Origin of the sequence: Candidatus Enterococcus myersii (assembly GCF_017316025.1) — a bacterium.
GTDB classification, from domain to species: domain Bacteria; phylum Bacillota; class Bacilli; order Lactobacillales; family Enterococcaceae; genus Enterococcus_C; species Enterococcus_C montenegrensis.
Genome location: NZ_JAFLVT010000008.1, coordinates 62,982 through 87,147, shown reverse-complemented (window position 1 = coordinate 87,147; position 24,166 = coordinate 62,982). Strand labels below are relative to the sequence as shown.

General features: G+C 36.6%; 24 protein-coding genes and 1 pseudogene. 7 read left to right on the top strand and 18 right to left on the bottom strand.

The window, feature by feature from the left end; translation table 11 throughout:
• Positions 1–117 precede the first annotated feature (117 nt).
• A complete protein-coding gene (locus JZO76_RS05805) occupies positions 118–309 on the top strand; it encodes a hypothetical protein (protein ID WP_206903221.1) in 192 nt (63 codons plus the stop codon).
• 4 nt (positions 310–313) lie between these two features.
• On the opposite strand, the gene JZO76_RS05800 is transcribed toward JZO76_RS05805, so the two are convergent.
• From JZO76_RS05800 to JZO76_RS05780, 5 genes are read right to left on the bottom strand one after another with little or no spacing between them, the layout of a single operon-like run.
• Positions 314–964 (bottom strand): ABC transporter ATP-binding protein, encoded by a 651-nt coding sequence (locus JZO76_RS05800; protein WP_206903220.1) that lies wholly within the window; start codon positions 962–964, stop codon positions 314–316.
• A gap of 11 nt (positions 965–975) precedes the next feature.
• On the bottom strand, positions 976–2,043 hold the full coding sequence (locus JZO76_RS05795; protein WP_206903219.1) for an ABC transporter permease: 1,068 nt from the start codon (positions 2,041–2,043) through the stop codon (positions 976–978).
• A 38-nt stretch (positions 2,044–2,081) separates the two neighbouring features.
• The gene (locus tag JZO76_RS05790; RefSeq protein ID WP_197745903.1) at positions 2,082–2,855 is read right to left on the bottom strand and encodes a DUF1295 domain-containing protein; all 774 of its coding nucleotides are present in this window, start codon (positions 2,853–2,855) and stop codon (positions 2,082–2,084) included.
• The gene (locus JZO76_RS05785) at positions 2,852–4,633 is read right to left on the bottom strand and encodes a DAK2 domain-containing protein (protein WP_137614768.1); all 1,782 of its coding nucleotides are present in this window, start codon (positions 4,631–4,633) and stop codon (positions 2,852–2,854) included. Before JZO76_RS05785 ends, JZO76_RS05790 begins: the two co-directional genes overlap by 4 nt.
• A gap of 5 nt (positions 4,634–4,638) precedes the next feature.
• A complete protein-coding gene (locus tag JZO76_RS05780; RefSeq protein WP_137614767.1) occupies positions 4,639–5,046 on the bottom strand; it encodes a DUF2177 family protein in 408 nt (135 codons plus the stop codon).
• A 243-nt stretch (positions 5,047–5,289) separates the two neighbouring features.
• On the opposite strand from JZO76_RS05780, the gene JZO76_RS05775 reads away from it, so the two are divergent.
• A complete protein-coding gene (locus JZO76_RS05775) occupies positions 5,290–6,606 on the top strand; it encodes an ISL3 family transposase (RefSeq protein WP_206903218.1) in 1,317 nt (438 codons plus the stop codon).
• A 175-nt stretch (positions 6,607–6,781) separates the two neighbouring features.
• On the opposite strand, the pseudogene JZO76_RS05770 reads toward JZO76_RS05775, so the two are convergent.
• The 9 genes and pseudogenes from JZO76_RS05770 to JZO76_RS05730 all read right to left on the bottom strand — a co-directional run bounded on the left by JZO76_RS05770 (position 6,782) and on the right by JZO76_RS05730 (position 14,212).
• Positions 6,782–7,911 (bottom strand): annotated as a pseudogene (locus JZO76_RS05770) (IS110 family transposase).
• Between the two features lie 283 nt (positions 7,912–8,194).
• Positions 8,195–8,602, bottom strand: coding sequence for a DUF2871 domain-containing protein (locus JZO76_RS05765; protein ID WP_137614766.1), 408 nt, complete (start codon positions 8,600–8,602; stop codon positions 8,195–8,197).
• Between the two features lie 9 nt (positions 8,603–8,611).
• A complete protein-coding gene (locus tag JZO76_RS05760; protein ID WP_206903217.1) occupies positions 8,612–9,301 on the bottom strand; it encodes an ABC transporter ATP-binding protein in 690 nt (229 codons plus the stop codon).
• 12 nt (positions 9,302–9,313) lie between these two features.
• Positions 9,314–10,378, bottom strand: coding sequence for an ABC transporter permease (locus tag JZO76_RS05755; RefSeq protein WP_206903216.1), 1,065 nt, complete (start codon positions 10,376–10,378; stop codon positions 9,314–9,316).
• Positions 10,379–10,395: 17 nt separating this feature from the next.
• Entirely contained in the window at positions 10,396–10,992 is a 597-nt protein-coding gene (locus tag JZO76_RS05750) for a TetR/AcrR family transcriptional regulator (protein WP_173104005.1), read from the bottom strand.
• Positions 10,993–11,117: 125 nt separating this feature from the next.
• The gene (locus JZO76_RS05745; protein ID WP_137614762.1) at positions 11,118–12,524 is read right to left on the bottom strand and encodes a cryptochrome/photolyase family protein; all 1,407 of its coding nucleotides are present in this window, start codon (positions 12,522–12,524) and stop codon (positions 11,118–11,120) included.
• 263 nt (positions 12,525–12,787) lie between these two features.
• Positions 12,788–13,195 carry a hypothetical protein gene (locus JZO76_RS05740; protein WP_173104006.1) on the bottom strand — a complete coding sequence of 136 codons (408 nt, stop codon included), beginning with the start codon at positions 13,193–13,195 and terminating at the stop codon, positions 12,788–12,790.
• A 202-nt stretch (positions 13,196–13,397) separates the two neighbouring features.
• Positions 13,398–13,856: a hypothetical protein gene (locus tag JZO76_RS05735; RefSeq protein ID WP_206903215.1), complete on the bottom strand. Its 459-nt coding sequence runs from the start codon at positions 13,854–13,856 to the stop codon at positions 13,398–13,400.
• Complete coding sequence (locus tag JZO76_RS05730) at positions 13,853–14,212, bottom strand: hypothetical protein (RefSeq protein ID WP_206903214.1); 360 nt, start codon at positions 14,210–14,212, stop codon at positions 13,853–13,855. Before JZO76_RS05730 ends, JZO76_RS05735 begins: the two co-directional genes overlap by 4 nt.
• Positions 14,213–14,298: 86 nt before the next feature.
• Here JZO76_RS05730 and JZO76_RS05725 point away from each other — a divergent pair, with 86 nt between their 5' ends.
• The 5 genes from JZO76_RS05725 to JZO76_RS05705 all read left to right on the top strand — a co-directional run bounded on the left by JZO76_RS05725 (position 14,299) and on the right by JZO76_RS05705 (position 18,240).
• A complete protein-coding gene (locus tag JZO76_RS05725) occupies positions 14,299–14,586 on the top strand; it encodes a hypothetical protein (protein WP_206903213.1) in 288 nt (95 codons plus the stop codon).
• 485 nt (positions 14,587–15,071) lie between these two features.
• Positions 15,072–15,638 carry a hypothetical protein gene (locus JZO76_RS05720; RefSeq protein ID WP_242595802.1) on the top strand — a complete coding sequence of 189 codons (567 nt, stop codon included), beginning with the start codon at positions 15,072–15,074 and terminating at the stop codon, positions 15,636–15,638.
• Positions 15,613–16,644 (top strand): replication initiation factor domain-containing protein, encoded by a 1,032-nt coding sequence (locus JZO76_RS05715; protein ID WP_206903212.1) that lies wholly within the window; start codon positions 15,613–15,615, stop codon positions 16,642–16,644. Before JZO76_RS05720 ends, JZO76_RS05715 begins: the two co-directional genes overlap by 26 nt.
• A 16-nt stretch (positions 16,645–16,660) precedes the next feature.
• The gene (locus JZO76_RS05710; RefSeq protein WP_048603186.1) at positions 16,661–16,936 is read left to right on the top strand and encodes a helix-turn-helix domain-containing protein; all 276 of its coding nucleotides are present in this window, start codon (positions 16,661–16,663) and stop codon (positions 16,934–16,936) included.
• Between the two features lie 68 nt (positions 16,937–17,004).
• Positions 17,005–18,240, top strand: coding sequence for a tyrosine-type recombinase/integrase (locus JZO76_RS05705; RefSeq protein WP_137598940.1), 1,236 nt, complete (start codon positions 17,005–17,007; stop codon positions 18,238–18,240).
• An 863-nt stretch (positions 18,241–19,103) separates the two neighbouring features.
• Here JZO76_RS05705 and JZO76_RS05700 read toward each other — a convergent pair.
• From JZO76_RS05700 to JZO76_RS05685, 4 genes are all read right to left on the bottom strand, one after another.
• A complete protein-coding gene (locus tag JZO76_RS05700) occupies positions 19,104–20,171 on the bottom strand; it encodes a Fic family protein (RefSeq protein ID WP_179189236.1) in 1,068 nt (355 codons plus the stop codon).
• Between the two features lie 339 nt (positions 20,172–20,510).
• A complete protein-coding gene (locus tag JZO76_RS05695; protein ID WP_016173365.1) occupies positions 20,511–21,281 on the bottom strand; it encodes an ABC transporter permease in 771 nt (256 codons plus the stop codon).
• Positions 21,274–22,209: an ABC transporter ATP-binding protein gene (locus tag JZO76_RS05690; RefSeq protein WP_016173364.1), complete on the bottom strand. Its 936-nt coding sequence runs from the start codon at positions 22,207–22,209 to the stop codon at positions 21,274–21,276. Before JZO76_RS05690 ends, JZO76_RS05695 begins: the two co-directional genes overlap by 8 nt.
• A 294-nt stretch (positions 22,210–22,503) precedes the next feature.
• Positions 22,504–24,165: an FAD-dependent oxidoreductase gene (locus JZO76_RS05685; RefSeq protein WP_029487387.1), complete on the bottom strand. Its 1,662-nt coding sequence runs from the start codon at positions 24,163–24,165 to the stop codon at positions 22,504–22,506.
• Between the last annotated feature and the right edge of the window lies 1 nt (position 24,166).

Genomic DNA, 24,166 nt, shown 5'->3' with positions numbered 1-24,166 from the left:
ATAGGGGGTACCTACTATGAAAAAAAGAAAGCAACTGTTTTTTCTATTCTTACCGTCTCCCTAATTTTGTCTTTAAGCATAATCTACAATCAAACTACTTTAAAGAAGAATCTTTCCATGGATGATACGAAGCGGTCCTCGAATAATTCTCCTAATAGTTCATTTTTTCAAGATGAGTTAACAATGAAGACTGTTAAAGACGGAAAGGTTGTTGGTACCGGAAAAGCAAAGATTATTAGACGAAAAATTGATCCAAACTTTTCTAAAGATGAAACTTCTAACGATAATAAATTTATTATTAATAACTAAAAAGCTATCCATCTTTCATTATATATACTTTATCACAATAGTCGACTAAACGGAGGTCATGCGTGACCATGATCGTCGCTTTTTGTTTTTCTTTCGTTTCTTTTGCTAAAATTTTGACCACTTCATAGGCTTTTTCCGTATCTAAACTTGCAAAGGGCTCATCAGCTAAAATAATCGTAGGATCATGATATAAAGCACGGATGATAGCGATTCGTTGACGTTCTCCTCCTGAAAGCTCTTCTGGATATTTTGAAACTAATTTTTCGACGCCTAGTTGGGTAAATAATTCTGTTCCAACTGACCGTGCTTTTTGTTTCGTGACTTTATCGACTAATTTCAATTGATCTTTGACGGTCAAAAATGGAACAAAATTTGATGCTTGTAAAATAAAGCCGATTTCTTTAAAACGTAAAGCCGCTCGTTGTTTTTCTTTTTTCTGACTAAATGGTTGGCCGTTGATCAAAACTTCACCTGAAGTTGGACTCTGTAAGCCTCCGATAATGGTTAAAAATGTACTTTTTCCAGATCCCGATGGTCCAATAATAGCTACAAATTCTCCTTTATCTACTGAAAAATTCGTTTCTTTTAACGCATGAATCGTCTCATCACCATCCTGAAATTGCTTGGTCACGTGTTTCATTTCTATCGCGCTCATCTATTTTCCTCCTAACTAATGGCTTTTAATGGATCGATTTTGACAATAGTACGAACTGAGAAAAAGGCTCCAATGATTGCAACGACAACCATCATAATACTGACTGCGGCAAAAAATAACGCATTACTTTGAAACGGTACCGCTTCTGGCAATACAAGTCCTGAGCCGATCGTAGCAAGCAACCCGATCCCAACACCCACAACCGCTAAAAAGAACGTTTGGGCAATAACAGAGCGGGCAATGTAACTACTAGAGATTCCTTGGGCTTTCATCACACCAAAAATCGCCGTTTTTTGCATCGTTAAAACATAGATGAAGATCCCAATAACTACTGCAGCGATGACGACTAAAAAGCCGATCATAAAACCAAAAGTCAACACTTGGGCATTATATCCCGGAAGTTTATTGATAAATGTTGAAATCGTTAAACGTTGTAAACTATTTGGTACATCCGTTAGTTTCCCTTTTGTCACAATGGCATTTAATTTCATCGGTTGCATTTGCGCACGTTCACCGTATTTTAGTTTGTGGACCGTATCTAGCGTTGTGTACAGGATTGGTGCCACATTAAATTTTGCATTTTTTGTAAATCCTGTGATAGTTAATTCTTCTTCATTTGTTGCTAAGATGATCGTATCGCCGATTTTATACCCTGCATTGATTTTTAAACTTTCATCGGCAACGACCTCATTATCTTTTGTAAATAATTTTCCTTCTGTAACTTCTGGAGTAATAAACTGATCTGGATTGATTCCAAAGAAACTGACATTTTCTTTTTCTGATTTATCCCCTTCACGATAGACGATACCAGAAAGTTGTGACAATTCAGCCTTGTCTTTGACATCAACCTTATCAAAATCTTTAGGATCGATCATCGACATATTCAAATTATCATTGGCTTCACTGGATAATAAAATATTATCTGCTTGCCATTTATCGATTCCCATTCGATTTTCTTGGGCTAATCCGTAAGCTAATCCTGTCAAAAAAAAGACCAGATAGGCAATTAAAAACATCACACCAATGACTAATGTGTAACGTAATTTAGAATGTTTGATTTCATTTAATGCTAAAAACATCGATTTTCCCCCTTTTTGGTAGAAAAAAAAGGCTAAACTTATAGCCCTTTTTTCCCAATAATTGGAAAGAATTTTGCAGTATGTGCTGCATATTCTTTAAAGTCTTGACGATAGTGGTATTTCTTTTCTAATAATGGAACTCCTGAAACAAATAATAACAACAATGTAATACAGATTGGACTTAAAATCAGCCATAATGTCGACCAACTTGTCAGCGCAACTAAAAATACACCCCACCAACAAACGGCTTCACCAAAGTAATTTGGATGACGTGTTACCGACCAAAAACCACTTGTTAGTAATTTGCCTTTATTCTGTGGATTTTTTTTGAACTGTTCTAATTGACGATCGCCGCCAACTTCAAAAATAAAGCCAATCAACCAAATCAAAACGCCAAGCCATTGCCACCACATCATGGATTCATTTGGGTTAGCAAATGTATACGTGATCGGTAGCGCAATAATAAATAATAATACGCCTTGCAAGACGAATACATTTAAGAACGCTTTGATATCGACATATTTTGTCCCCCAGCGTTTACGCATGTTCACATAGCGATAGTCTTCTGGCTTGTTCCAATTGCGACGAGCAAGATGGGTAAATAATCTTCCACCCCATAATGTCACGAGTACTAAAATGGCTAATTGTTGTAATGTAATCAAATCTGTAGCAATCAAACCGACCCAGGCTACTACAACGAACCCCCCACCCCAAGCAATATCGACTAACGAATACTTGCGTTTACCTTTTGAAATAATAAACCAACAAATAAAATAGATGAGTAATGCAAATGCAACAATCCCATACATCATTTTTCTTCCTCCTTTAATACCCCGGCAATCGCTAAACTTGATTGTCCCGCACTGATCGCAATCGCTGCTGAGCTTTCTACGATCGCATCGACTGGTATCGCTCGTGCGTTTAAGCTCGTTTTCCAATCAAGTGCTGCTTGTTCATTAAACACATGTGTGACATAAACTGCTTCTAAACGCTGTTTGTTAGCAAATCCGCTGACCTTTTTTGTGATTTTTTTCAAACTTTGTTTTTGACTCAAAGAAGCGCCAATCAACTTGCCATCGCCTTCTTCATTTAGACTGACGATTGGATGAACAGAGGCTTTTTGAGCGATTTTTCCTAAGAATTGGGGAATTCTGCCAGATTGAATCATCGGATCTAAATCCGCTACTGCTACATATATAAAAATACGTTCACGCAAGGACTGCAATTCATTCACGACTGTTTCAAATGATTTATCTGCCTCAACTAACTCTACGGCTCGTTTGACAAGTAATCCTTGGGCAATCGAATTGAGCTTCGAATCGATTACTTGAATCCAGTTAGAAGAGAGCTGTTTTTCTTTTATGCGTTGGGTGATCAATTGATACGTTCCACTTAATTTAGCCGCTACACTGATAACCAACACATGATCATATTTCCCTTCTAAAAACGAAAGCAAGGTATCGACCGTTTTTATATTCGGTTGCGCAGTACTCATACTTTTAGCTATTTTTAGTCGTTGCTGTAAATAATCTGGTTCGATAGTCAATTTGTCTAAAAATGTTTCTTCATCTAGTAAAAGATTCATCGGTAACACATGTACTTGATGTTCCAAGCTAAAATCTTTTGGTAAGTCTGCGATCGAATCGGTTACAATCGCAATTTTTGCTTTTGCGTTTTGTCCAATTTGATATTGCAATTGCATATCGTCGACTTTTTGATACGTCACTTGACCATTAGATACTAAATAAGACATCAATCGTGCAGGTTCACTAGTGTGGATATGTATCTTTACTTGTGTTTGATCACCAATCAAAACCAAAGAATCACCATAGTGTGCCAGTTGTGCTTTAAATGTGTCAAATTCTATCGTCAACTGTTTGACTAAAAATTCTGAACAATAACGATATCTAGGTGCCTCGCTTAGAAAATGTTCTTCGATTGCTTCCTGTTGATCTACTTGCATCTTTTCATAGTGAGAGACATCCCCATTACAAAAATATTCGGTTAGACCGGCAATAAAATAATAAAATCCTTTTGCACCTGCATCGACTAATTTATTCTTTTTCAGTACAGCCATTTGGAACTGTGTCTGTTCCAACGCTGCTTTAGTCTGTCTTTTTGCAACCGTCAACGCCTCAATCAGGGTATTTCCGTGTTCGATCTGCTCAACGAGATGTTCTGACCACACATGCATAACTGATAAAATCGTACCTTCTTTTGGTTCCAAGACAGCTTGATATGCTTTTTTTGACGCTTCTTGTGCTGCATAAACAAGTGCTTTTTCTGCTACGAGTGCATCATCATAGCTAGTACTTAACCCATAAAAATATTGAGCAAAGATCATACCCGAATTTCCTCTAGCACCCATCATTGCCGCTTCTGATAATTGGTTCAATCCATCTTTGATGCTGTTTGTTTGTATGGAAACTTGGTCTAAGATCGTTTGCATCAAAGCAGCCAAGTTACTCCCAGTATCTCCATCAGCTACAGGAAATACATTGATTCGATTCAATTCTTGTTTTTGATTGACAACTTCTTTAGCCCCATTCAAAAAACCTTCGAGTAACTTGGTTCCTTCTGATTCTTTCATTTCATTCACATTCCCTTAAAAAAATTCGCTTGGATCATATAAACAATTGCCGAAGTCACAGCGGTTACACCAGTCCCCCAAGCAAGGTCGATAATCGTCATCTTCACTGGCCAATCTTTAAGCGTGGCTAAATTTGTCAAATCGTACGTTGCGTAACAAATCAACCCAAATAATGCTCCCGCACCGATTGTATAAAGAATACTCTGTTTTTCGACTCCTGGTAATAATACGAAAAAGACAACACCTATCACATAAAGCACATAAAAAATCACTGCTGGAGCCAATTTTACTTCTCCCATTAGTTGTCCAATAAAATGTTGATACATTTTTTTCGATACCACCAACAACCAAAATAAGTCAAAAATCAAAAAGACAATCGCACTTGTTAAAAATAATTTGAAAAATTGTGACATGCCTTTCTCCCCCTTATCACTTGATAAGCAAAGTGTAGCATATTTCCATTTTCATGCCTAGATTTTCGCTCAAATTCAAGCGCTTTTTTCTACTAATTAAATAACACGTTACTTTTTAGGTTCTATGATATTTGGTGTTGTTACTCTCAACCGAGTAAGGACACCAAATATTTTTTTATAACAAAAAGACATTTGGTTGCCCTATAATTAAATCGCCAAACCCAATCATAGGAGGATAACCAAATGTCCATAGTTAAGAATATCAAATGTACTGATGAAAATACAAGTAAATCAATCAAACAAATCCTGAATATCAAGGATTCTCACATTACTTTCTCTAAAGACGCGATTAGTAAAGAGATTGTTCATGGCCGGATGGCCAATGTATTTACCGGCTTATTAACTGGAGAAGCGAATCGTTGTGAATATTGTGGCTTTGATTCAATTATTCGTCATGCCTACCAAGATAGTTGGATCCAATTGATTCCTTATCAAGAAGTACCCACTTACCTTCATCTATATAAACAGCGTTTTCGTTGTACCCAGTGTCACCATACGTTTTCTGCCAAAACCTATTATGTAGCGGAGAATTGTTACATCTCACAAGCTTTAAAATTTGCGATAGCTGTGGATTTGAAGAAAAAGATTTCAATGCAAGATATCGCCAAACGATACTTCGTTTCCACAAAAACCGTTGAGCGGGTCTTAGATAGTTTCTTTGAAGAGCCTCGTAAAAAGCTAACTTACCTTCCTAAGCATCTTCTGATTGATGAATTTAAAGGGACTAGCGATTGTGAAGGAGCGATGTGCTTTATTGTCAGTGATGCAGATACTGGTAAAATCTTTGATATCCTAGATGATCGACGAAACTTTAAATTACGAGCATACTTTCAGCGATTTACCTTAAAAGCAAGAAAACAGGTCACACATATTGTAATGGATATGAACGCCTCTTACGATGCGATGACCAAAGAAGTCTTTCCAAACGCCCGAATCTCCATTGATCGATTTCATATCATCCAACAAATGACACGCGCCTTTAATAAACAACGGATTCAGGCAATGAATCAGCTGAAGAAAAGCGATCCACAAGCTCAAAAAGACTACCGAAAGTTGAAAAAGTATTGGCGAACAATTTTGAAGAAAAATTCAAAGATAAACTACACCTCCTTCAAGCAGTTTCCTCTCTTTCAAAGAAGATACTTAACAGAATCTGAGGTGTTAGATTACCTGCTTTCTATAGACGACCAACTACGGCAAAGCTATGAGGTCTATCAAGAACTGTTGGCTGCTTTTGATGCAAAAGATTTCACCGAGTTTTTTGACTTGATTGAATCATTACCACATTCCTTGAATGATGGGTTTAAAAAAGCCCTTAGCTATCTGAAAAAGCACCAAGAAGCTATCATAAACTCTCTAAAATACCCTTATTCAAATGGAAAGCTAGAAGGAAAGAATAACCTCATCAAAGTAATCAAAAGAATAGCATTTGGATTTCGGACTTTTCGTCACCTGAGACTACGAATCCTCATCCAACAAAATATCTGTGAAATCATTTAATAACGCAAAAAAGGAAATGCCAAAGCATTTCCTAAAGTGTGATTTGATCAAAACAACACCATTTTTATACGAAAGCTTCACCGCACTTATGTATGAAATAAATAAGAAAAAAACGAAAAAAAACTACCCTCCCTGTAAAAAATTAGAGTCTAAAATTTTCAAAGAGCAATAGTTCCTATTCGTGATAGACTTCATTTCTCATAAGCATATAGTAAATCATTCTGGTAATAAGATGCGCAACTGCCACTGTTGCACGCTTACAGCCTCGATTTCTACAGATTCTTTGATAATAATTTTTGAATCTCTGATGTTTAGATTTACAAGCTGAATAGGCACATTGGCATAAAATCCTCTTTGCATAAGTATTTCCCTTTGAAATTCTCGTAGAGCGTCTTTTCCCAGCGCTTTCGTTGTTTCCAGGACAAAGGCCAACCCATGAGGCTAATCTTTCTGCAGAAGAAAACTGATTCATATTGATCCAAACTCAGAGATAATTACAGCAGCTGAATCCATACTAATTCCTGGGATCGTTAATAAATTGTCAACCTGTTGTTGGTAAGGAAGTAAATATTCAGCTATTTTGGTTTCTAATTCATCAATCTTACTGTTATACATATCAATAACATCTAAAATTTGCGCCAATAAAAACTTGTGATGATTTCTGAAAAAGCCAGTAAGTCCTTCCAGTAGTTCCGGCACTTTAAATTTTAAAGAAGTGTAAACAACCGCTTCAACTTTTTCCGCAGTAATATCTTCCTCATTAATCAGTAGATTTAATAAATTTCTTCCAGACAATCCGAATACATCTGTCATGTAGGAAGTTATTTTAATACCGGCAGTCTGCAAAACTTTGTGTGCACGATTCTTTTCCCGATTTCTAGATTCGATCCACATTTTTCTTAGCCGTGTTAGTTCACGCAAATCTTGTATGGGTTCCTCTGGAACAAAACTTTTAGGAATCAAATCTACTCGCAGCAATTTAGCGATCCAACTTGCATCTTTTTTATCCGTTTTTTGACCAGGAATATTTTTAATTTTATACGGATTAGCCAGAATTAAGTTGAAATTCCCTTGAAGAATGTGCCAAATCGGTTTCCAATAAATACCTGTACTTTCCATAGCGACAATTTCACAATTAAAATCCGTTAGCCATTCATGCAGGGCTAATAATCCTTTGGTGGTCGTATCAAATTTTTGTAGATGTTTTTTTGGTCTGGTAGAAGTAAGCGGCCCTTGTAAAATACAAGCAACAACATTGTTTTGATGAATATCTAATCCAGCACAGCATTCGTAAATAATTTCCATAAAAAGACACTCCTTTCACATAATTTTCGGAAAGGAGTGCTTTATTTCATGTAAAATCAAATTTTTATACACATGCTCATTGGCAATATTTCAGGGTTCTCGAGAAATAAAGCAAGCCAGTTTGACAATCGGCATAACATTCTTTTCCAAAATGGTGGCGGCTTTTTTCCTTTCCACCATAATTATACTACAATTCTATCTTTCATTCTTCAGGGTGAATGAGTTTGCGAATTCATGTGCGTTTGACAAAGAACCACTTTTTATGACAAAAAAAGAACATGCTCTACGCATGCTCTTCTACTGAACCAAATAATATAGCAAAGAAAAAACCTAACCCGATCGTCATGATAATATGTCCTAGACCGGCAATACCTGAGATCGCTGCTGAACTTTCAATCCCCATCACGGTCATTGTTCCGTGGATCAACATAAGTAATAAGGTGATTCCCAAACCGATATTGTACGTGATATAAAATCGCTTGTACCATTTATGTGCTGTAATATGGAAATTTTTTTCTAATAATAACACAATCAAGAAGAAAAACATCCCCAAGACTAACGTATGTGTGTGTAGGGTACTTAGTTGTGTTTTCCCACTAAAATCAAACCATTTAGTCAATTCTCTATAATAAACCCCAAATAATAATCCAATGATCATATACGACATACTTACTCTGACTAGTTTTTTCATCATTTCCCCCTAAACTTCCTCGGCTTTTACATGATCTTTTTGTGTCAATACGCCATCTTTCATCACGTATACTTTATCACAAAAATCAACTAAACGAATATCATGTGTAACCATAATCGTTGCTTTATTTTTTTCTTTTGTTTCTTTTGCTAAAATTTTAACCACTTCATACGATTTCTCTGTATCTAAACTCGCAGTTGGTTCATCGGCTAAAATAATCGTTGGATCATTGTAAAGCGCTCGGATAATCGCGATTCGTTGACGCTCTCCTCCAGATAATTCTTCTGGATATTTATTTTTTAATTTTGCTACGCCTAATTGTTTGAATAACTGTTCAACATCGATTTTAGATTTTGCCCGTGTCACTTTATCCACAAGCTTCATTTGTTGTTTGACCGTCAAAAATGGAACGAGATTTGATGCTTGTAAGATAAAACCAATTTCATCAAATCGTAATTTAGCACGTTCCTTTTCTTTTTTATCACTAAATGGTTGTCCGTTGATCAATACTTCTCCTTCAGAAGGTGATTGCAAGCCTCCAGTGATCGTTAAAAAGGTACTTTTTCCCGAACCAGAAGGACCGATGATTGCAACAAACTCGCCTTTTTCAACCGAAAAATTAGTGGGTTTCAAGGCTTCGATCGTTTCGTCGCCGTCTTTAAAATATTTGGTTACATTTTTTAATTCAATAGCTTTCATCTAATCTCCTCCTTATCCAATGGCTTTCAACGGGTCGATTTTCACGATCGTGCGTACTGAGAACACGGCACCTAAGATCGCAATGACCACCATCAAGACACTAATACCTACAAAGAACATCGTATTCACTTGGAATGGTACGGCTTGAGGCAATAACAATGCAGAACCTAGTGTTGCAAGCAACCCGACAACGACTCCTACGACAGCTAAAAAGAACGTTTGGGCAATTACGGAGCGTGCGATATAGGCACTTGAGATCCCTTGAGCTTTCATCACACCAAAGATATTGATTTTTTGCATCGTAAGTACATACACGAAAATCCCAATCACGACAGCAGCAATCACGACTAAAAAGCCAATCATAAAGCTAAATGTTAATACTTGTGCGTTGTATCCTGGCAGTTTATTAATAAATGTTGCGATCGTTAATTTTTCTAAACCTTTTGGTAGATCTTTGACAGTCCCTCTGGTCACAACTGCATTATATATTTGTTCGTTATTTTTAGTGGGTGCACCACCTAAATCGGTCGTTGTGGCATACGATACATAAAGAACAGGTGAGGCAGAGTAACTTGCTTTATCTGTAAATCCAACGATTTTTACTTTTTCATCTGTCCCAGCTACACTGACTGTATCCCCCAGTTTGATGTTATATTGTTTTTTCACACTTTCATCGGCCACTGCTTCATTCTTTTCGCTAAACATTTTCCCTTCAATAATATTTGGCGCAATAAACTGCTCTTTGTCGATTCCAAAAAACGTAACGTTTACCTTATCATCTTGATCATTACCTTTGACCAAAATACCTGGTTTTTGAACTAAGCCTGCTTTATCACTTGCTTTAATAGCATCGAATTCTTTTTGCGTAATCATCGACATATTTAAATTATCATTTGAAACACTTGTTAAAATAACATTATCGGCTTTCCATTTATCAATCGACATTTGAAATTCTTGCGCTAACCCATAAGATAGGCCTGTTAAAAAGAAGACCAAGTAAGCAATCAGAAACATCACACCGATCACTAAACTATATCGTAGTTTTGAATGTCGAATTTCGTTTAAAGCTAAAAACATCATTTATCGCTCCAATTTTATCTTAAGCCTTTAATTAACCATTGTGTTCGAAAATCAAAATCAGCTACTAGTTCATCTTCAGTCCATTCATTGACGAGCGCTGAAGTGATGGAATCTGTCACCAGATCCATTAAAAAGAATAAAAACGCATGTGCTTCTTCTTTCGTCTCGATGTTAAATTGGTTTTGTTTTAATAAACGCATCCACTGACCGATGAAGTGTTTACTCTCGTCGACTGTTGTGCGCTTATATAAAGTCGTCGTCTCTCCTTTAAGCAATAAGTGTAATCCTTTGAATTCTTGGCTCAAACGATCGAGCGTCAGACTGGTTATCAAATATTCTTTCAAACCAAAGAATATGTCTTCTGGTGTCGCCATGACTGCATCTAAAATATCATGATGGATCTGATTGGCAAATTTTTGGACAATATACCGATGAGCATCTTCTAGATTGACAAAGTATTTATAAAACGCTGCTCGTGAGATTCCAGTCGTTTCTACGACTTGCGCTACTTTGACTTGACTAATATGGAATTCATTGAACAAATCGATTAAGCTTCCTTCAATCAACATACGTTTTTCATCGGCTAAATTATAAAAAGTTTGTGTTGGCATTTTACTCGCTCCTTCAAAAGTGACATTTCGTCACTTCTTATTTATTATTCTAATCGAACTATTTTTTAAAGTCAAGAATTAAACAAAAAGAAAAGACTTACAGTACTGTAAGTCCTTTCGCAATACTATTCTTGTGCTCTTTCTTTACTAAATTCATACTTTGCAAGTGCTCTTTTACGTTGTTCTTTATGGTCCACTATCGGCAACGGATACGTTTCACCTAACTGAATCCCATATTCTTTTTGTTGTGCTTCGGTCATTTTTTCAGGTTGATGGATAAATTTATTTGGTATTGCTTTTAACTCTGGTACAAACGTTCGAATAAAGTCTCCTTTTGGATCAAATTTTTCGGATTGCGTAGTCGGATTGAAAATTCGAAAATAAGGAACTGCATCGGTACCTGTCGAAGCCGCCCATTGCCAGCCGCCAATATTGCTTGCCGGATCATAGTCAACTAGCATCTGCTGAAAATACTTTTCACCCCAGCGCCAATCGATTAAAAGATCCTTAGTTAAAAAAGAAGCTGTGATCATCCGCAAACGATTGTGCATCCAGCCGGTTTCATTCAACTGATGCATCGCCGCATCCACGATTGGAAACCCCGTTTGACCAGCTTGCCATTTTTTAAAGTCAGCTCGTTTATTTTCCCATTCGACATATCGATAATTTTCTTGGATACTTTCTTCTTTTTGTTTTGGAAAAGCTACGTAGATCATGTGGTAAAAATCACGCCAGCACAATTCTTTTTCGAATGTCGTTTTACCGGTCGAATTCGGTGCCTTTTGAACTGCTTGCCAAACTGTACGAATCGAAATTTCACCGGTACGCAAGTGACGAGACAAGCGACTGGTTTGATCTGCTTCAGGAATATCGCGCTTTTGATCATATACTTTAAGATCTTCTTTGACAAATTTCTTCAGTCGTTCTATTGCATAGGCTTCACCTAAAGGCTGATCGTCAAGCACAGGTAATTGCTCACAAAACGTCTTGAATCGCGCTTCTTCTTTTTCAAAAATCAGCTGACTTTTTACTGTCGTTTTGCTTAAATTCACTTCGATTGGACTTTCCTTCACTTGCTCGATCCATTTTTTATAGTACGGTGTATAGACTTTGTAATAGTTACCATTTCGTGTAATTTCTCTTGCTCCATGCAGATACCCATCCATAAATTCGTGGACTTGGATCTTTTGTTCTTTAAAAAAAGTACGCATTTCTTGATCACGAGTAGCACCATATCCCGTTTCATCAGTATTAAAATAAATATCTGTAATTTCTGGCACAGCCTTCAATAGTTCTTTAAATGAATCTTTAGGATTTCCAAAATGAACATGCAAGTGGCGATGTTGATCGATTTGTTTTTTTAGATACGCTACACTTGAAAAAAAGGCCTGATGGTTAGGACTTCCTTCGATAAATTGTTCTGGATTTAATTGAAAAAATAAAATCAATTCCTCTGATTCCTCACAAGCTTTTGCTAGTGCTTTATTATCTGAAAGTCGTAAATCTTTACGAAACCACATTACTGAAGTCATCGTCATTTCCTCCCACTTGTTTTTATCTAGTATACGTGATTTAAAAAAATTATGGCATTATTATACATAACAAACAAGCAGAGCAACGGATGGTTTTAACGAAACATCCATTGCTCTGCTTGTTTTCATAGGTTTTTGGGGAGGTATCAAAAGATACTTATTTTTATTAGATTAAAAAGCAAAAGAAGATATTTTTTTGAATAACGGTTGTCAGTATTCGATTCCTTTAAGGTAGCATAAGTACTAGCTTCATTTTTTATTATCTATTCCATTGAACATATTTCTAAATATTTTTCATTCTCTTCTGCTATCATTGTTACACATCTATTTCCCTTATGATTAGCTGTTACTAAATAAATTAGTCCGGCTCTCATTTCAGAATAACCAACTTCAATCACAAAATGATTAGCTCTTATTCCACAATAATACTCATCATCTTTTTCCACCATAAAAACTTTTTTTGCATGAAACAACATTAATTCGTCAATATCTTCTTGATAAACATCCTCGTAAAAATTAATTTCAAATACAACTTCTGAATCAATCTTTGTAAATTTATTTTCATATAGCCATGCAACACGTTGCTCAATATCCTCATAAATTTTTGCTTCTTTTTTTATTTTTAATTCTCGTTTTATCTTTTTTGTTTCGGTATTTTTTGATTTTTTCATATTGTCCACCTCTTCATTTTATTCAGGGAGTCTGTAGGGAGCGTGCTCCCTCAGGAATTGAGAGCCACCATTGACCTTTCCAGATAGAGTAGCCTGCGACAGCATGGCTACTCTATCTGGAAAGACAGTGGGTAGCTCGCGTATGTCTAAAAAAATAATCTCACCATATTAAACTTTCTAATTTAATTCCTGGCAAGATACTTTAAAAATCCATTTCAAATCCTTGTCTTCTTTGTTGCTCCATTTCGATTTTATGTTGCATAAATTCATAGTCTTTTTTAGCACGATACATCTTCACATCATCATTAATAGCTTTACTAATTTGATGGTGCAAGGCTCGTGCATTTGGCGTATGAGTATAACTCCCTGCACCAAAATATAGGGACGTGTACTGTTTTTTTTCTGTCTTTTTGACTGCAACTTTTTTATGTTCAGTACTTTTTAAAGTCTGTTTGTTCACTTTCAAATGTACTTTTATTTCGTACTCTTGATCATCAAGTGAACCAAGTGATGTGGCAAAATGTTTATCAACTGACTTTAAAAAATTGTCATACTTCATAAAATGATGCGCACCTTTTCGATTAAATTGACGTTGTGCGATTTCATCTAATTCTACAAAGGGTTCTTCTAGTTCCCCTGTTTTATTAATTCTTTGATTCAAAATAATAAACTGTTCTTCTTATAATCAAGCTCTTTTTCTATCGACTCTAACTCATAACTCTTACCTAATTTTTTAGCACTAAATGTTTTTTCAACATACGGTTCACGTATTTTTCGTGACGCTTTGTCTTTACCTAGAAAAATAAATTTTTCTCTATTCTCATAAAAGTTTGCTTCTTTTTTATACAACACATAACCTAATTTGTTGCTGTTTTTAGAAAACTTGTAAACTTCTATGTCATGATTTTTCGCTAAAGTATCTGAAAATTTTTCAAAAGAGGTAATCATTTTATCTCTCAGTACATCATCAATAGCATCTTGAATAACTTGCTGAGAGTTCGCTTGTCCTTTTTTCAATTTGGATGGATCATTAGAATAAATATTATTACGTCTAAAAAGAGCGTCATAATATTCATTGTCTATCGGTTCTAATAATCTTATCGATGATTATTATGTTTTTTGGTTTTAAGTTCTACTTTCAGTTTTATAGTGATGAGAATAAAGAAATTAATCTAAATAATGTTGCAGATATTTCCTATCTTTCAGGAGATGGTGTAGAAATTAACACTCTTGAGGGTGAAAAAATTCAAGTTAACAGCTACTTAGATATAGTAAGATATTCAATTTCACATCCTGACTCTAAGTACGATAGCGAAGTTCGAAAAACAGTTGTTACGAAGAAAAACATTGAAGAAATAATTCAAAAAGACAAAAAATATAGTAAGAAGTAAAAAGATTTTTTCTAACTAAATCCAATCAATCTCGCAACGTTTCTCCCCCCGCTAGTAACACGGGGGTACCAAACTCATTGGAAATCCCTCTGATGGTTGCTACAAAAGGCTTCACGAGCATTCTTCAAAGATTCGATTTTTGTCAAAATTAGCTAAATAAAAAACCAAAAGACGTGTGAACGGACCGGCTGCCAGCGGCAGAGCCGAGTTCGTTTACACGTCTTTTTTGTGTTTTATCAAAAAAGAAACTTTTTCGAAATGAGGCGATTAAGGAGCAAATAGTTTAAGAATCTCTTACAAGTTAATTCAATTGCCTGTTGTTTCGAAAAATTGCCCTACTCAGATTGTAGTAGTAATGGAAGAGAAATCATCCATAAAGAAAATTATGAGAGATTCCACATTTTTTGGAAAATAGGGGGTTCCAAATTGTTCTTGTTAGTGAAGGGAGGAAATTTTATGCAACTGATTCGTGCACCCACTCTACTTTGTTTCAACCAATTAAAACAAAGACTAAATTCAAAATCAAAGGAGAAATACACATGTCAAAAAAATTAATGATCCAAAAAGGAACCAGTATCTCACTCAACGATTCAGAAACTGTCAATCTAGCCAGTCTACGTTTCGATCTCAAACAATTCAAACTCCCGCAACGTTTTGTTGTAGCCAAAAGTGATATTCAAATGCGGATGGAACGTGAACAGAACCATGTGGGCGAACGTGTAGAAACCGGGCTAATGACCCTCACCTTCAAAGTCTATGATCGGGCTTTTGTCGAACTGGTTCTGAGTAACGGCGGAACAGAACTCGGCTCCCCGATTACCATTGTGGTCGAGCATCAAGAAGAATTACCCATTTTAGATAACTATGAAGACGGCGAGTTGATTCCCATTCGTTTTAATGGTTTAAATGTCTATCCCCGAAAAATTCAGAAAAAGTCATTTGTGGGAGAAGGTCAACCAATGATTGACACCTGGCAATTTGCAGCATTGAAAATCAGTGCCACCTCCTATCAACTAGGAGAAGTGAATGAACCAAACACACCGGCAAAGTAACGAATGTCTGATCGATTTTCTGCGTTTTTCATTACCGGATGCTTCGATGGAAAAAGTTGCGGACTTACTGGGAATTGCCCTTCCTGACTTTACTTCAGAAAAGAAAGGGAGTCCTTTTCCCACTTACGATTCTCACTATTCCTTTGCAGATATTATCATTCACCAAAGTGACCACCACCACAATCTCTTAGTAAACTTATCGGGTCAAGGGTGTCGCCAATACGAAGAATATATGTCTAGTGTGGAGGGTTGGCATTGGCAGAAATTCTTAGCCACCATTTTAAAAGCCAAAGGAACCATTACTCGTGCCGACTTGGCAATGGATTTATTTGACGGCTCCTCTCCTCCTGTATCTACTTTGCAAAAATACGTGAGGAACGGCCAACTCAGCTCTCAAAGCCGCCACTTTCGGGAAGTAAACAGTGGGCAACTACAGGAAGGCATTCTGACTGGTCATACGCTTTACATTGGCGCTCAGCCACAACTACTGCGGATTTATGACAAAAAGCAAGAAATACGCGATAAAACGGGAGAAATTGCCCAAGTCAACGAGTGGGTTCGCTGGGAATTGGAGTTAACCGATCAAAAAGCTCGGCAAGCCGTAAAAAAGCTTGCGAAAGGAATACCACTCAATACGGTAATTCGTGGCATTTTAGCTTCCCACTACAGCTTCAAGACCAAACCCAAAGGCCCCGTCAACTATCACAACAAAGCTCGTTGGCCGAACATGAAATGGTGGGATAAATTTGTGGGGGGTATTCCCAAAATCCCCTTACGTGTAGTTCGTGAAAAGCCAACCTTTTCCAAGAAGAAAGCATGGTTAGAAAATGCCACTTCGAAATCGCTCGCCATGATTTATGAAGCTTTTCTACAAGCCTATGGCCCAGAACAAGCAGAAGTTTATTTGAGAGAATTACTAGCCAAAGGAAAAGAAAAATTCACGGAAACAGATCAGACCTTTATCGAACAAAAAATACTGGAATTGGAAAATGAAGATTCTTACTAGAGAAAGGAGGTTACCTATGCACGAAGTTCAATTTTTACTGAACGATGAGCAGATGAAACAGCTAGGAAATAGTGTGTACACACTTCTTCTAAACAATGTGAATCAAGTACGACAAGATACTGCGATCGACAAACGCTATTTAACCAAGAAAGAAACTTGCCAATATCTCCATATTGCGAACAACACTTTGGATAAATGGGTCGAACAAGGACTGCCAAAAATCACGATTCAAGGTGTTGTGCGTTTTGATCGGCAAGCTATAGACGAATGGCTCCATTGCTATACTCGCTAGAAGCGGTTTATAATCAGAACGTAGTCATTCCTACGTTCTGGTTTGCGTATAAGAAAGTAGGAAGGAACATGGCAATTACTAAACTGAAAAACAACCACTACAAATTGGAGGTGTTTTACCCCAAGGAGGTGCGACAAATTCTAGGTGTCACTACCGAACGCTACCGCAAAACATTTAGGACGAAAAAAGAAGCGGAACAAGCTGAAAAAGACCTGTCTCAAAAAATTCAACGTGTGCTTAATGAAAAGAGTGCTCGTTCATTTGAATTAAACGGGCATATCAAATTCAAAGAGTTTTATGAAACAGTTTGGTTGGATATGTATATCGCTGGTTCTACTGGACGATCTAGGCAAATACCAACTGCCACAACCATTAGCAATACGAAAGATGTCTTCCGTCTTCATATTCTACCGATGTTTGGTGAATATTCCATCAAGTTCTTAAACGACAATAAAGACTTTGTGCTTCGTGCTTTGATGAAAAAGTCCCAAATTTATGCCAATATCAAAATCATCAAAAGTTACGTCAACCAGATTTTTGATATTGCGGAGCTATTAGAGTATATCGAATACAATCGGATTGAAAAAGTGATTCGGTATGTGGGTGATCCTAAGAAACAGCAACTAAAGGCGGAACGTCAGCTAAACGGTGAAGCACTGACAGCCGAAGAATTGATTGATTGGCTAGACGCAGCGAATGAGGATTACAGCAATGGTTCTCTAATCATGCAAGACTATGTTCTCTTGATGCTAACGTTGAACCTAGGGGACCGCAAGAGCGAATCCTATGCCCTTCAGTGGAAGCATATTGATTTTGAAAATGGTTATGTCAGTTTGATTCAAAGTAAGGATAAGTTTGGCAATTTAAAATCCACAAAAGGGCGCAAAGCCACGAAGTTCAAGATTCCGACATTCCTTATTAAACTATTGAAAGAATGGAAGCAAAAACAAAAGGAAGAACTGCTACAGTTGGGCATTAAACAGACGAAAGAACAATTTCTTTTCACTTATGCCAATCGAAGTGGCGAAGTAAATATTCCGGTTCATGTGGATTACTTAAATTATCGGCTAAAATCCATTCGCCGAAGACATGAGGAACTGGTTCAGACAAACCCTCACAAACTACGCCATACCTTTAGTACGTTAGCTCGTGAAGGCGGTGCAACAATGGCGCAAATTTCTCAAGCCTTAACCCATTCGGATATCAAAACGACAGAAATATACGTTAATACCCCAAATGTTGTCGATCTTTCCACTTATGAAAAATTCGAGAAACGCCTAGATGAAGCTCGAAAAGCAAAATAAATAACTATTTAAAATAACAATCAAACAAACTAAAAAGAACGATTATATAGTGTCCGACCTAGGTCTTAAAAACAGCCAATTCAAAATCTCGTACATTTTTTCGTACCTAAGCGTACAAAAAAAGACACTTCCCCAAAATCGGAAAGTGCCAGAAACGTTGATATATAAAGGATATTAACGCTTAGAGAACTGTGAAGCTTTACGTGCTTTCTTAAGACCTGGTTGGCAGTTCAACTGTGTTATTTTAAATCAATGAATATCAAAAATGCTGATTTATCAGTATTTTTCGCCTCAAGATTTGTACTGGATTTCAGTCGATTTTAGGCACTCGTAACCACGATTCGTAACCAATTTTGAACGTAAGACAATTTGGTTACGACAAATTCAGAGCATATCAGTATCTACTACACTTCTTTTTTATCTTTCCATTGAAGAAACTGCATGGTAAACCCATGTGGTCTTTTTAACGTTGCAAAGTCAAAGATAAAAGAACAAATCCTCCAAATGTTAGGCGCTCTTTGCGGAGGGGTTCGCCTCAAGCGAATTCCCCTTCGTAAAGAGTTCGCCTTGAACACGAGTGGGCGCTAGCCCGCGAGTGTTGTTTCACCCCCCCTATCTAACAGGGGGGTACAAAAACACGAAAAACAATTGAAAAGCTACGTACAAACACTGTTATACCAAGGAAATAAGCACTTATTGACAAGTGTAAACTAATTTAAAAAAGTTCACATTTTGTTTTCACTGGTTCTAACGAGTTTCAAATAGCGCATCAAACTGATATTTTTAGCTATTCAACTTTCAATTAGCCTCGTTGATTTTTAAATTACCGATTTTATGCTTCTATTGATGGCCCGTGAATTATATTACGATTTGAATTCATTTATTAGCTGATACTTAGTCGAACGGCCTTGCCCGACTTTTTGAATCTTATTCTCTGTTTGTAACTCAGCTAAAGCACGTTCTATCGTTCGCTGGCTAATATCCGGCAATAAGTTCTCCAGATTAGCTCTACTCAAAGGTTCAAAGGACTTTTCTAGTTCCTCTACTACCCTCTCTGCAGGTGTTAGCTCACGATTGATAATAATCTCGAAACGCTCTGAGAAGTTTTCATACGCTCGCAAAATGATTCCGACAAGATAGCGAACAAAAGGCGTATAGTCTTGCTCATTTTCCAACCATCCTACAGAACTTGCCTGTAACGCTTCATAATAGGTTTGCTTCGATTCTTCAATCAACATTTCAATACTGATGTACTTGCCGACTAAATAGCCTGACTTGTATAGCAATAACAGCGTCAACAAGCGCGACATCCGCCCATTCCCGTCACTGAATGGATGAATCGAGAGAAAGTCTAAAACAAAGCAAGGAATCAGCAGTAACGGATCAATCTCAGCCTTCTGAATGGCTTGATTGTATTGGTAGCACAACTCATCAATTAAATCAGGTGTCAAATAAGCAGGAGCTGGTACAAACCGAACTCGCTCCTTACCATCCAGATCTTTTTCCGTAATAACATTATCACCACTTTTGAACTTACCTTTGTAACTTTTAGCTGAGTAATTATAGAGGTTCTTGTGTAACGTTAAAATATCATTTGGCACTACGCGAATGTACTCGTAGCTATCATGAATCAGTTTCAAAACATCCCGATAACCGGCAATTTCTTCTTCGTCTCGATTACGAGGTTTGACCTTTTCTGCCACGATTTGCTTCAAGCGGCCATCTGTCGTCGCAATTCCTTCAATTTTGTTGGAAGCCTCTGTACTTTGAATCAAAGCCAAGTCCGTCAGTTTACTTAAAATTTCTGGTTTGGTCGCAATATAGAGTTCTTGCTTTCCCTTATACTCATGAATCTTAGTCATCATATTCAACAAATCGTGACTAAGAGAGAGTTTTTTCAACTCACGATAATTAAATTCTTTCACCGCCATCCACCTCTTTTCTCCGCCATTTTATCTTATTTGGCGGAGAAAAACAAATAATGGCGGAGAAAACTATATTTCATCATCACATTAGTTTTACTATTCAAATACAAAAAGCCCTAAAAGTATTTCACAAATTCAATTCAAATAAACTAAGTTTTAGTGAGCTTCGATAATCCAATTTCTTTTAACTGGTAGATTTTTTAGGAAAAAGAGTAAATTCTACGTAAGAGCTACAATTAAAGCTCTAAATGTTGATATTGCTTTTATCAGTTGTGACTGATCTTCAAAAAAACAACTATTCGATGTTAATTTGTAGCTTTTAAATGGGATATCATTGTAAAAGCATTAACTTCTTAACCCTCTACCTGTATCGACTAAATAGTAACAAATAGAATAAAGAACAACAATAAATAAAATAAGTATTGTAATCGACATAGCTATTGGTACATCGGTTGTTCCTAAAAATCCATATCTAAACGCTGAGATCATATAAACAATTGGATTTATTTTTGAAACACCTTGCCAGAATGGGGGCAACATCGATATCGCATAAAATACTCCTCCTAGATAAGTTAACGGCTGTAAAACGAAGGTGGGTACGATCGATACGTCGTCATAAGATTGAGCAAAAACACCGTTTATCAAACCAGCTAATGAAAATAATATTGCAGTCATTAATAACGTGAGAATAACAATAATCCATGAATGAACATTAAGTGGCACAAAAAATAAGGAAATAATCGTTACAAGTGATCCTACGAGAATACTTCGTCCTAACCCACCAATAACAAATCCCCAAATGATGATATGTGTTGGTACTGGAGCAACTAATAGCTCTTCAATATTTTTTTGGAACTTTTGAGAGAAAAAAGATGAAGATACATTAGCGTATGAGCTTGTGATTGCTGACATCATAATTAATCCGGGTACGATAAATTCCATATAAGTGAACCCACCCATATCTCCAATTCGGCCACCAATCATTTTCCCAAAAATGATAAAATACAACGATGTCGTTATAACTGGTGGCACCAGAGTTTGTACCCAAATACGTAGATAACGGTTAGTTTCCTTAATAGCAAGACTTTTTAAAGCAGTAAGATAAATATCACGCATTGGTTTCCTCCAAGAATCTTTTTTCTTCGGTGATTTTCAAAAATAACTCTTCTAAACGATTAGATTTATTCCGCATCGATAAAACTTTCATCCCTTGATCACTGAGTTGATTAAAAATATCATTTACTCCTTGATTTCGTTCAACTTCCACTGATAAAGTCAGATCGTCTTCTAAAGAATACGTATATCCTTCTATCTTAGGAACTGCATCATGAGGTGCTAGATCTAAAATAAATGTTTCAAATTGTAATTTGGATAGAAGTTCTTTCATACTAGTATTTTCAATCAATTCTCCTGATTGAATGATCCCTATGTGTCGACAAAGCATTTCAGCTTCTTCCAAATAATGAGTGGTCAAGATAATAGTGGTTCCATTTTCGTTTAATTCTTTTAAGAAGGACCACATTTCACGTCTCAGTTCAATATCCACCCCAGCGGTTGGTTCATCCAAAATTAATAGCTTTGGTTCGTGCATTAGTGCTCGAGCGATCATCAGCCGGCGCTTCATCCCGCCAGAGAGCATCCGAGCACGTTCGTTACGTTTTTCCCATAAATTTGATTGCTTCAAATACTTCTCACTGCGCTTCAATGCTTCTTTTCTCGGAACACCATAATAACCTGCCTGATTCACTACAATTTGTTGAACAGTCTCAAATGGATTGAAGTTGAATTCTTGTGGTACAAGACCAATTTGCTGCTTTGCTCTTTCTAAGTCTTTATCAAGATCGTAGTCGAAAACTTTTACCATTCCAGATGTTTTATTGACAAGAGAAGTAATAATACCAATGGTTGTCGACTTCCCAGCACCATTGGGCCCTAAAAGGGCATAGAAATCACCCTCTTCAACCTGGAGATCAATTCCACGTAATGCCTCAACACCTGTTCCATAGATTTTTTTTAAATTCGTTATTTCAAGTGCATATTCCATATACTTTTTCCTTTCGTAAAACAATTCTTAAATTAGAAGTCGCTCTAACTTTTATACTGTAAAAAGGCATGTGGTCAATTGACCACATGACCTTATTTTTTCTTACTTTGTCTTTCTTTCCTTTTGGCCAATAAATAGAATACCAAAATTAGCGTAATAAAGTTGATAAATATTCCAATACTAATTGGATAATTTAGTAATTTAGCTAGAATAAATGCCAGTGACATCCCAAATAATCTAGCAACGGCTCTCTTTTCTTCAGACATAAATTATATTACCTCAGCAATTTACTATTTAATCAATATTCTCATAAATTTCTTGATAATTTTTGTTTCCTCCGGAAAGATTGTACACGTGTTTGAATCCTTCGTTTAACAGTATATTTTGTGCAGCATTCCCGGTAACACCTTTATTACAGTACGTAATTGTCAAAACATTCTTGTCTAACTCATCGTAGCGTGTCCTCAAATCAGATAATGGAATATGAATAGCTCCTTTAACCTTTGATTTTTCGAATTGCTTTTTGGATCTTGTATCAATTATCTGTAACTTTTCTTTTCTGTGTTGTCGTTCAATTAACTCAATCGGGGACATCAAAGGCGCTCTTCTCTTCACCGCGTTATCTAAGGCCATTCCAGTATAATGAACGGGATCCTTGGTTGTTGAAAATGGTGGTGCATAAGCTAAATCTAAATCAAACAGTTCTTCCGCCAATGCTCCAAAGGAAATAGCCGTAGCAAGCACGTCGATTCTTTTATCTACTCCGTCATAACCGATAATTTGGGCACCCAGAACTCTACCGCTGCTTTTATCTGCTATTGCTTTGATGACCATTTCTTTGCCATCCATGTAATCAGGTTTATTTGGTTTTATATTGTATAAAACGGCAACTTCTAATCCTTCTTTAAGAGCTTCCTTTTCAGTAAGACCCGTTTGTGCAATGGCTAAATCAAAAAAGCGCAAAATACCGGTTCCTAATATTCCTTTAAATCGTAAAGAGCCACCAGTAATTGTGTCACCAGCAATTCTACCCATCTTGTTCGCAGTCGAAGCCAAGGGACGATAGATTGGTTGTTGAGTAATGCGATTGTAGCTTTCTGCTACATCCCCTACTGCATAGACATTTTTCAAATTGGTTTCCATTCTATTGTCTACTTTAATTGCTCCCGTTTTGCCCAACTCTATTCCTATGGTTTGAGCCAATTCTGTATTTGGCCTTACTCCTGTTGCCAATACAAATAAATCGGCTGATAATTCATTCCCTTTTGAAGTCTTAACAGCAGTTAGTTGTTCTTCACCTACTAATTCAACAACCGTTTCTTTTGGCCTAAAATCAATCTGTTGTTTTGCTACTTCGTTCTCTATTCTTATAGCCATATCCCAATCTAAATGAGACATTGGATGGTTGCCTCGTTGCAGTAACGAAACAGCTATTCCTTGTCTCTGTAATTGTTCAGCCATCTCTAACCCAATATATCCAGCACCTACAATAACAGCTTTTTCTACTTTATTAGTCTTAATAAAGTTGTGAATATTTTTACCACTGGAAACATTTTTGATTTGAAATACATTTTCAAATTGTCTATTAGAGAATATAGCCGGTGTATTGTAAATTGAACCTGTTGCAAATACTAATGCATCATAATCATCTGAAAACGACTTTCTAGTAATCAAATTTAGTCCGTAAATACGTTTCTTTTTATGGTCAATACGTTGTACTTCATGCGAAGTATGAATATCTACGTTGTATCTCTTTTTGAACCACTCAGCATTCCGTGGAGTCAATTCATCGAATTTTTCAACTTCTCCTCCAACAGCATATGGAATTCCACAAACAGAATATGAGATGTCGATATCTTTATCATATAGAATGATTTCCGCTTCTTCTGTGTTCCTTCTCGCTTTTGCAGCAACACTTGTTCCTGCTGCAACAGACCCGATGATTATTATTTTCATA

What these genes read in the sequence shown, in the direction of transcription:
- JZO76_RS05710 (WP_048603186.1), top strand. Translation starts at nt 16,661, where the DNA reads ATGCACGAAGTTCAATTTTTACTGAACGATGAGCAGATGAAACAGCTA.
- JZO76_RS05715 (WP_206903212.1), top strand. Translation starts at nt 15,613, where the DNA reads ATGAACCAAACACACCGGCAAAGTAACGAATGTCTGATCGATTTTCTG.
- JZO76_RS05785 (WP_137614768.1), bottom strand. Translation starts at nt 4,633, where the DNA reads ATGAAAGAATCAGAAGGAACCAAGTTACTCGAAGGTTTTTTGAATGGG.
- JZO76_RS05760 (WP_206903217.1), bottom strand. Translation starts at nt 9,301, where the DNA reads ATGAAAGCTATTGAATTAAAAAATGTAACCAAATATTTTAAAGACGGC.
- JZO76_RS05705 (WP_137598940.1), top strand. Translation starts at nt 17,005, where the DNA reads ATGGCAATTACTAAACTGAAAAACAACCACTACAAATTGGAGGTGTTT.
- JZO76_RS05780 (WP_137614767.1), bottom strand. Translation starts at nt 5,046, where the DNA reads ATGTCACAATTTTTCAAATTATTTTTAACAAGTGCGATTGTCTTTTTG.
- JZO76_RS05805 (WP_206903221.1), top strand. Translation starts at nt 118, where the DNA reads ATGGATGATACGAAGCGGTCCTCGAATAATTCTCCTAATAGTTCATTT.
- JZO76_RS05795 (WP_206903219.1), bottom strand. Translation starts at nt 2,043, where the DNA reads ATGTTTTTAGCATTAAATGAAATCAAACATTCTAAATTACGTTACACA.
- JZO76_RS05765 (WP_137614766.1), bottom strand. Translation starts at nt 8,602, where the DNA reads ATGAAAAAACTAGTCAGAGTAAGTATGTCGTATATGATCATTGGATTA.
- JZO76_RS05790 (WP_197745903.1), bottom strand. Translation starts at nt 2,855, where the DNA reads ATGATGTATGGGATTGTTGCATTTGCATTACTCATCTATTTTATTTGT.
- JZO76_RS05690 (WP_016173364.1), bottom strand. Translation starts at nt 22,209, where the DNA reads ATGGAATATGCACTTGAAATAACGAATTTAAAAAAAATCTATGGAACA.
- JZO76_RS05775 (WP_206903218.1), top strand. Translation starts at nt 5,290, where the DNA reads ATGTCCATAGTTAAGAATATCAAATGTACTGATGAAAATACAAGTAAA.
- JZO76_RS05755 (WP_206903216.1), bottom strand. Translation starts at nt 10,378, where the DNA reads ATGTTTTTAGCTTTAAACGAAATTCGACATTCAAAACTACGATATAGT.
- JZO76_RS05685 (WP_029487387.1), bottom strand. Translation starts at nt 24,165, where the DNA reads ATGAAAATAATAATCATCGGGTCTGTTGCAGCAGGAACAAGTGTTGCT.
- JZO76_RS05695 (WP_016173365.1), bottom strand. Translation starts at nt 21,281, where the DNA reads ATGCGTGATATTTATCTTACTGCTTTAAAAAGTCTTGCTATTAAGGAA.
- JZO76_RS05800 (WP_206903220.1), bottom strand. Translation starts at nt 964, where the DNA reads ATGAGCGCGATAGAAATGAAACACGTGACCAAGCAATTTCAGGATGGT.
- JZO76_RS05700 (WP_179189236.1), bottom strand. Translation starts at nt 20,171, where the DNA reads ATGGCGGTGAAAGAATTTAATTATCGTGAGTTGAAAAAACTCTCTCTT.
- JZO76_RS05725 (WP_206903213.1), top strand. Translation starts at nt 14,299, where the DNA reads ATGATTATTATGTTTTTTGGTTTTAAGTTCTACTTTCAGTTTTATAGT.
- JZO76_RS05750 (WP_173104005.1), bottom strand. Translation starts at nt 10,992, where the DNA reads ATGCCAACACAAACTTTTTATAATTTAGCCGATGAAAAACGTATGTTG.
- JZO76_RS05740 (WP_173104006.1), bottom strand. Translation starts at nt 13,195, where the DNA reads ATGAAAAAATCAAAAAATACCGAAACAAAAAAGATAAAACGAGAATTA.
- JZO76_RS05745 (WP_137614762.1), bottom strand. Translation starts at nt 12,524, where the DNA reads ATGACTTCAGTAATGTGGTTTCGTAAAGATTTACGACTTTCAGATAAT.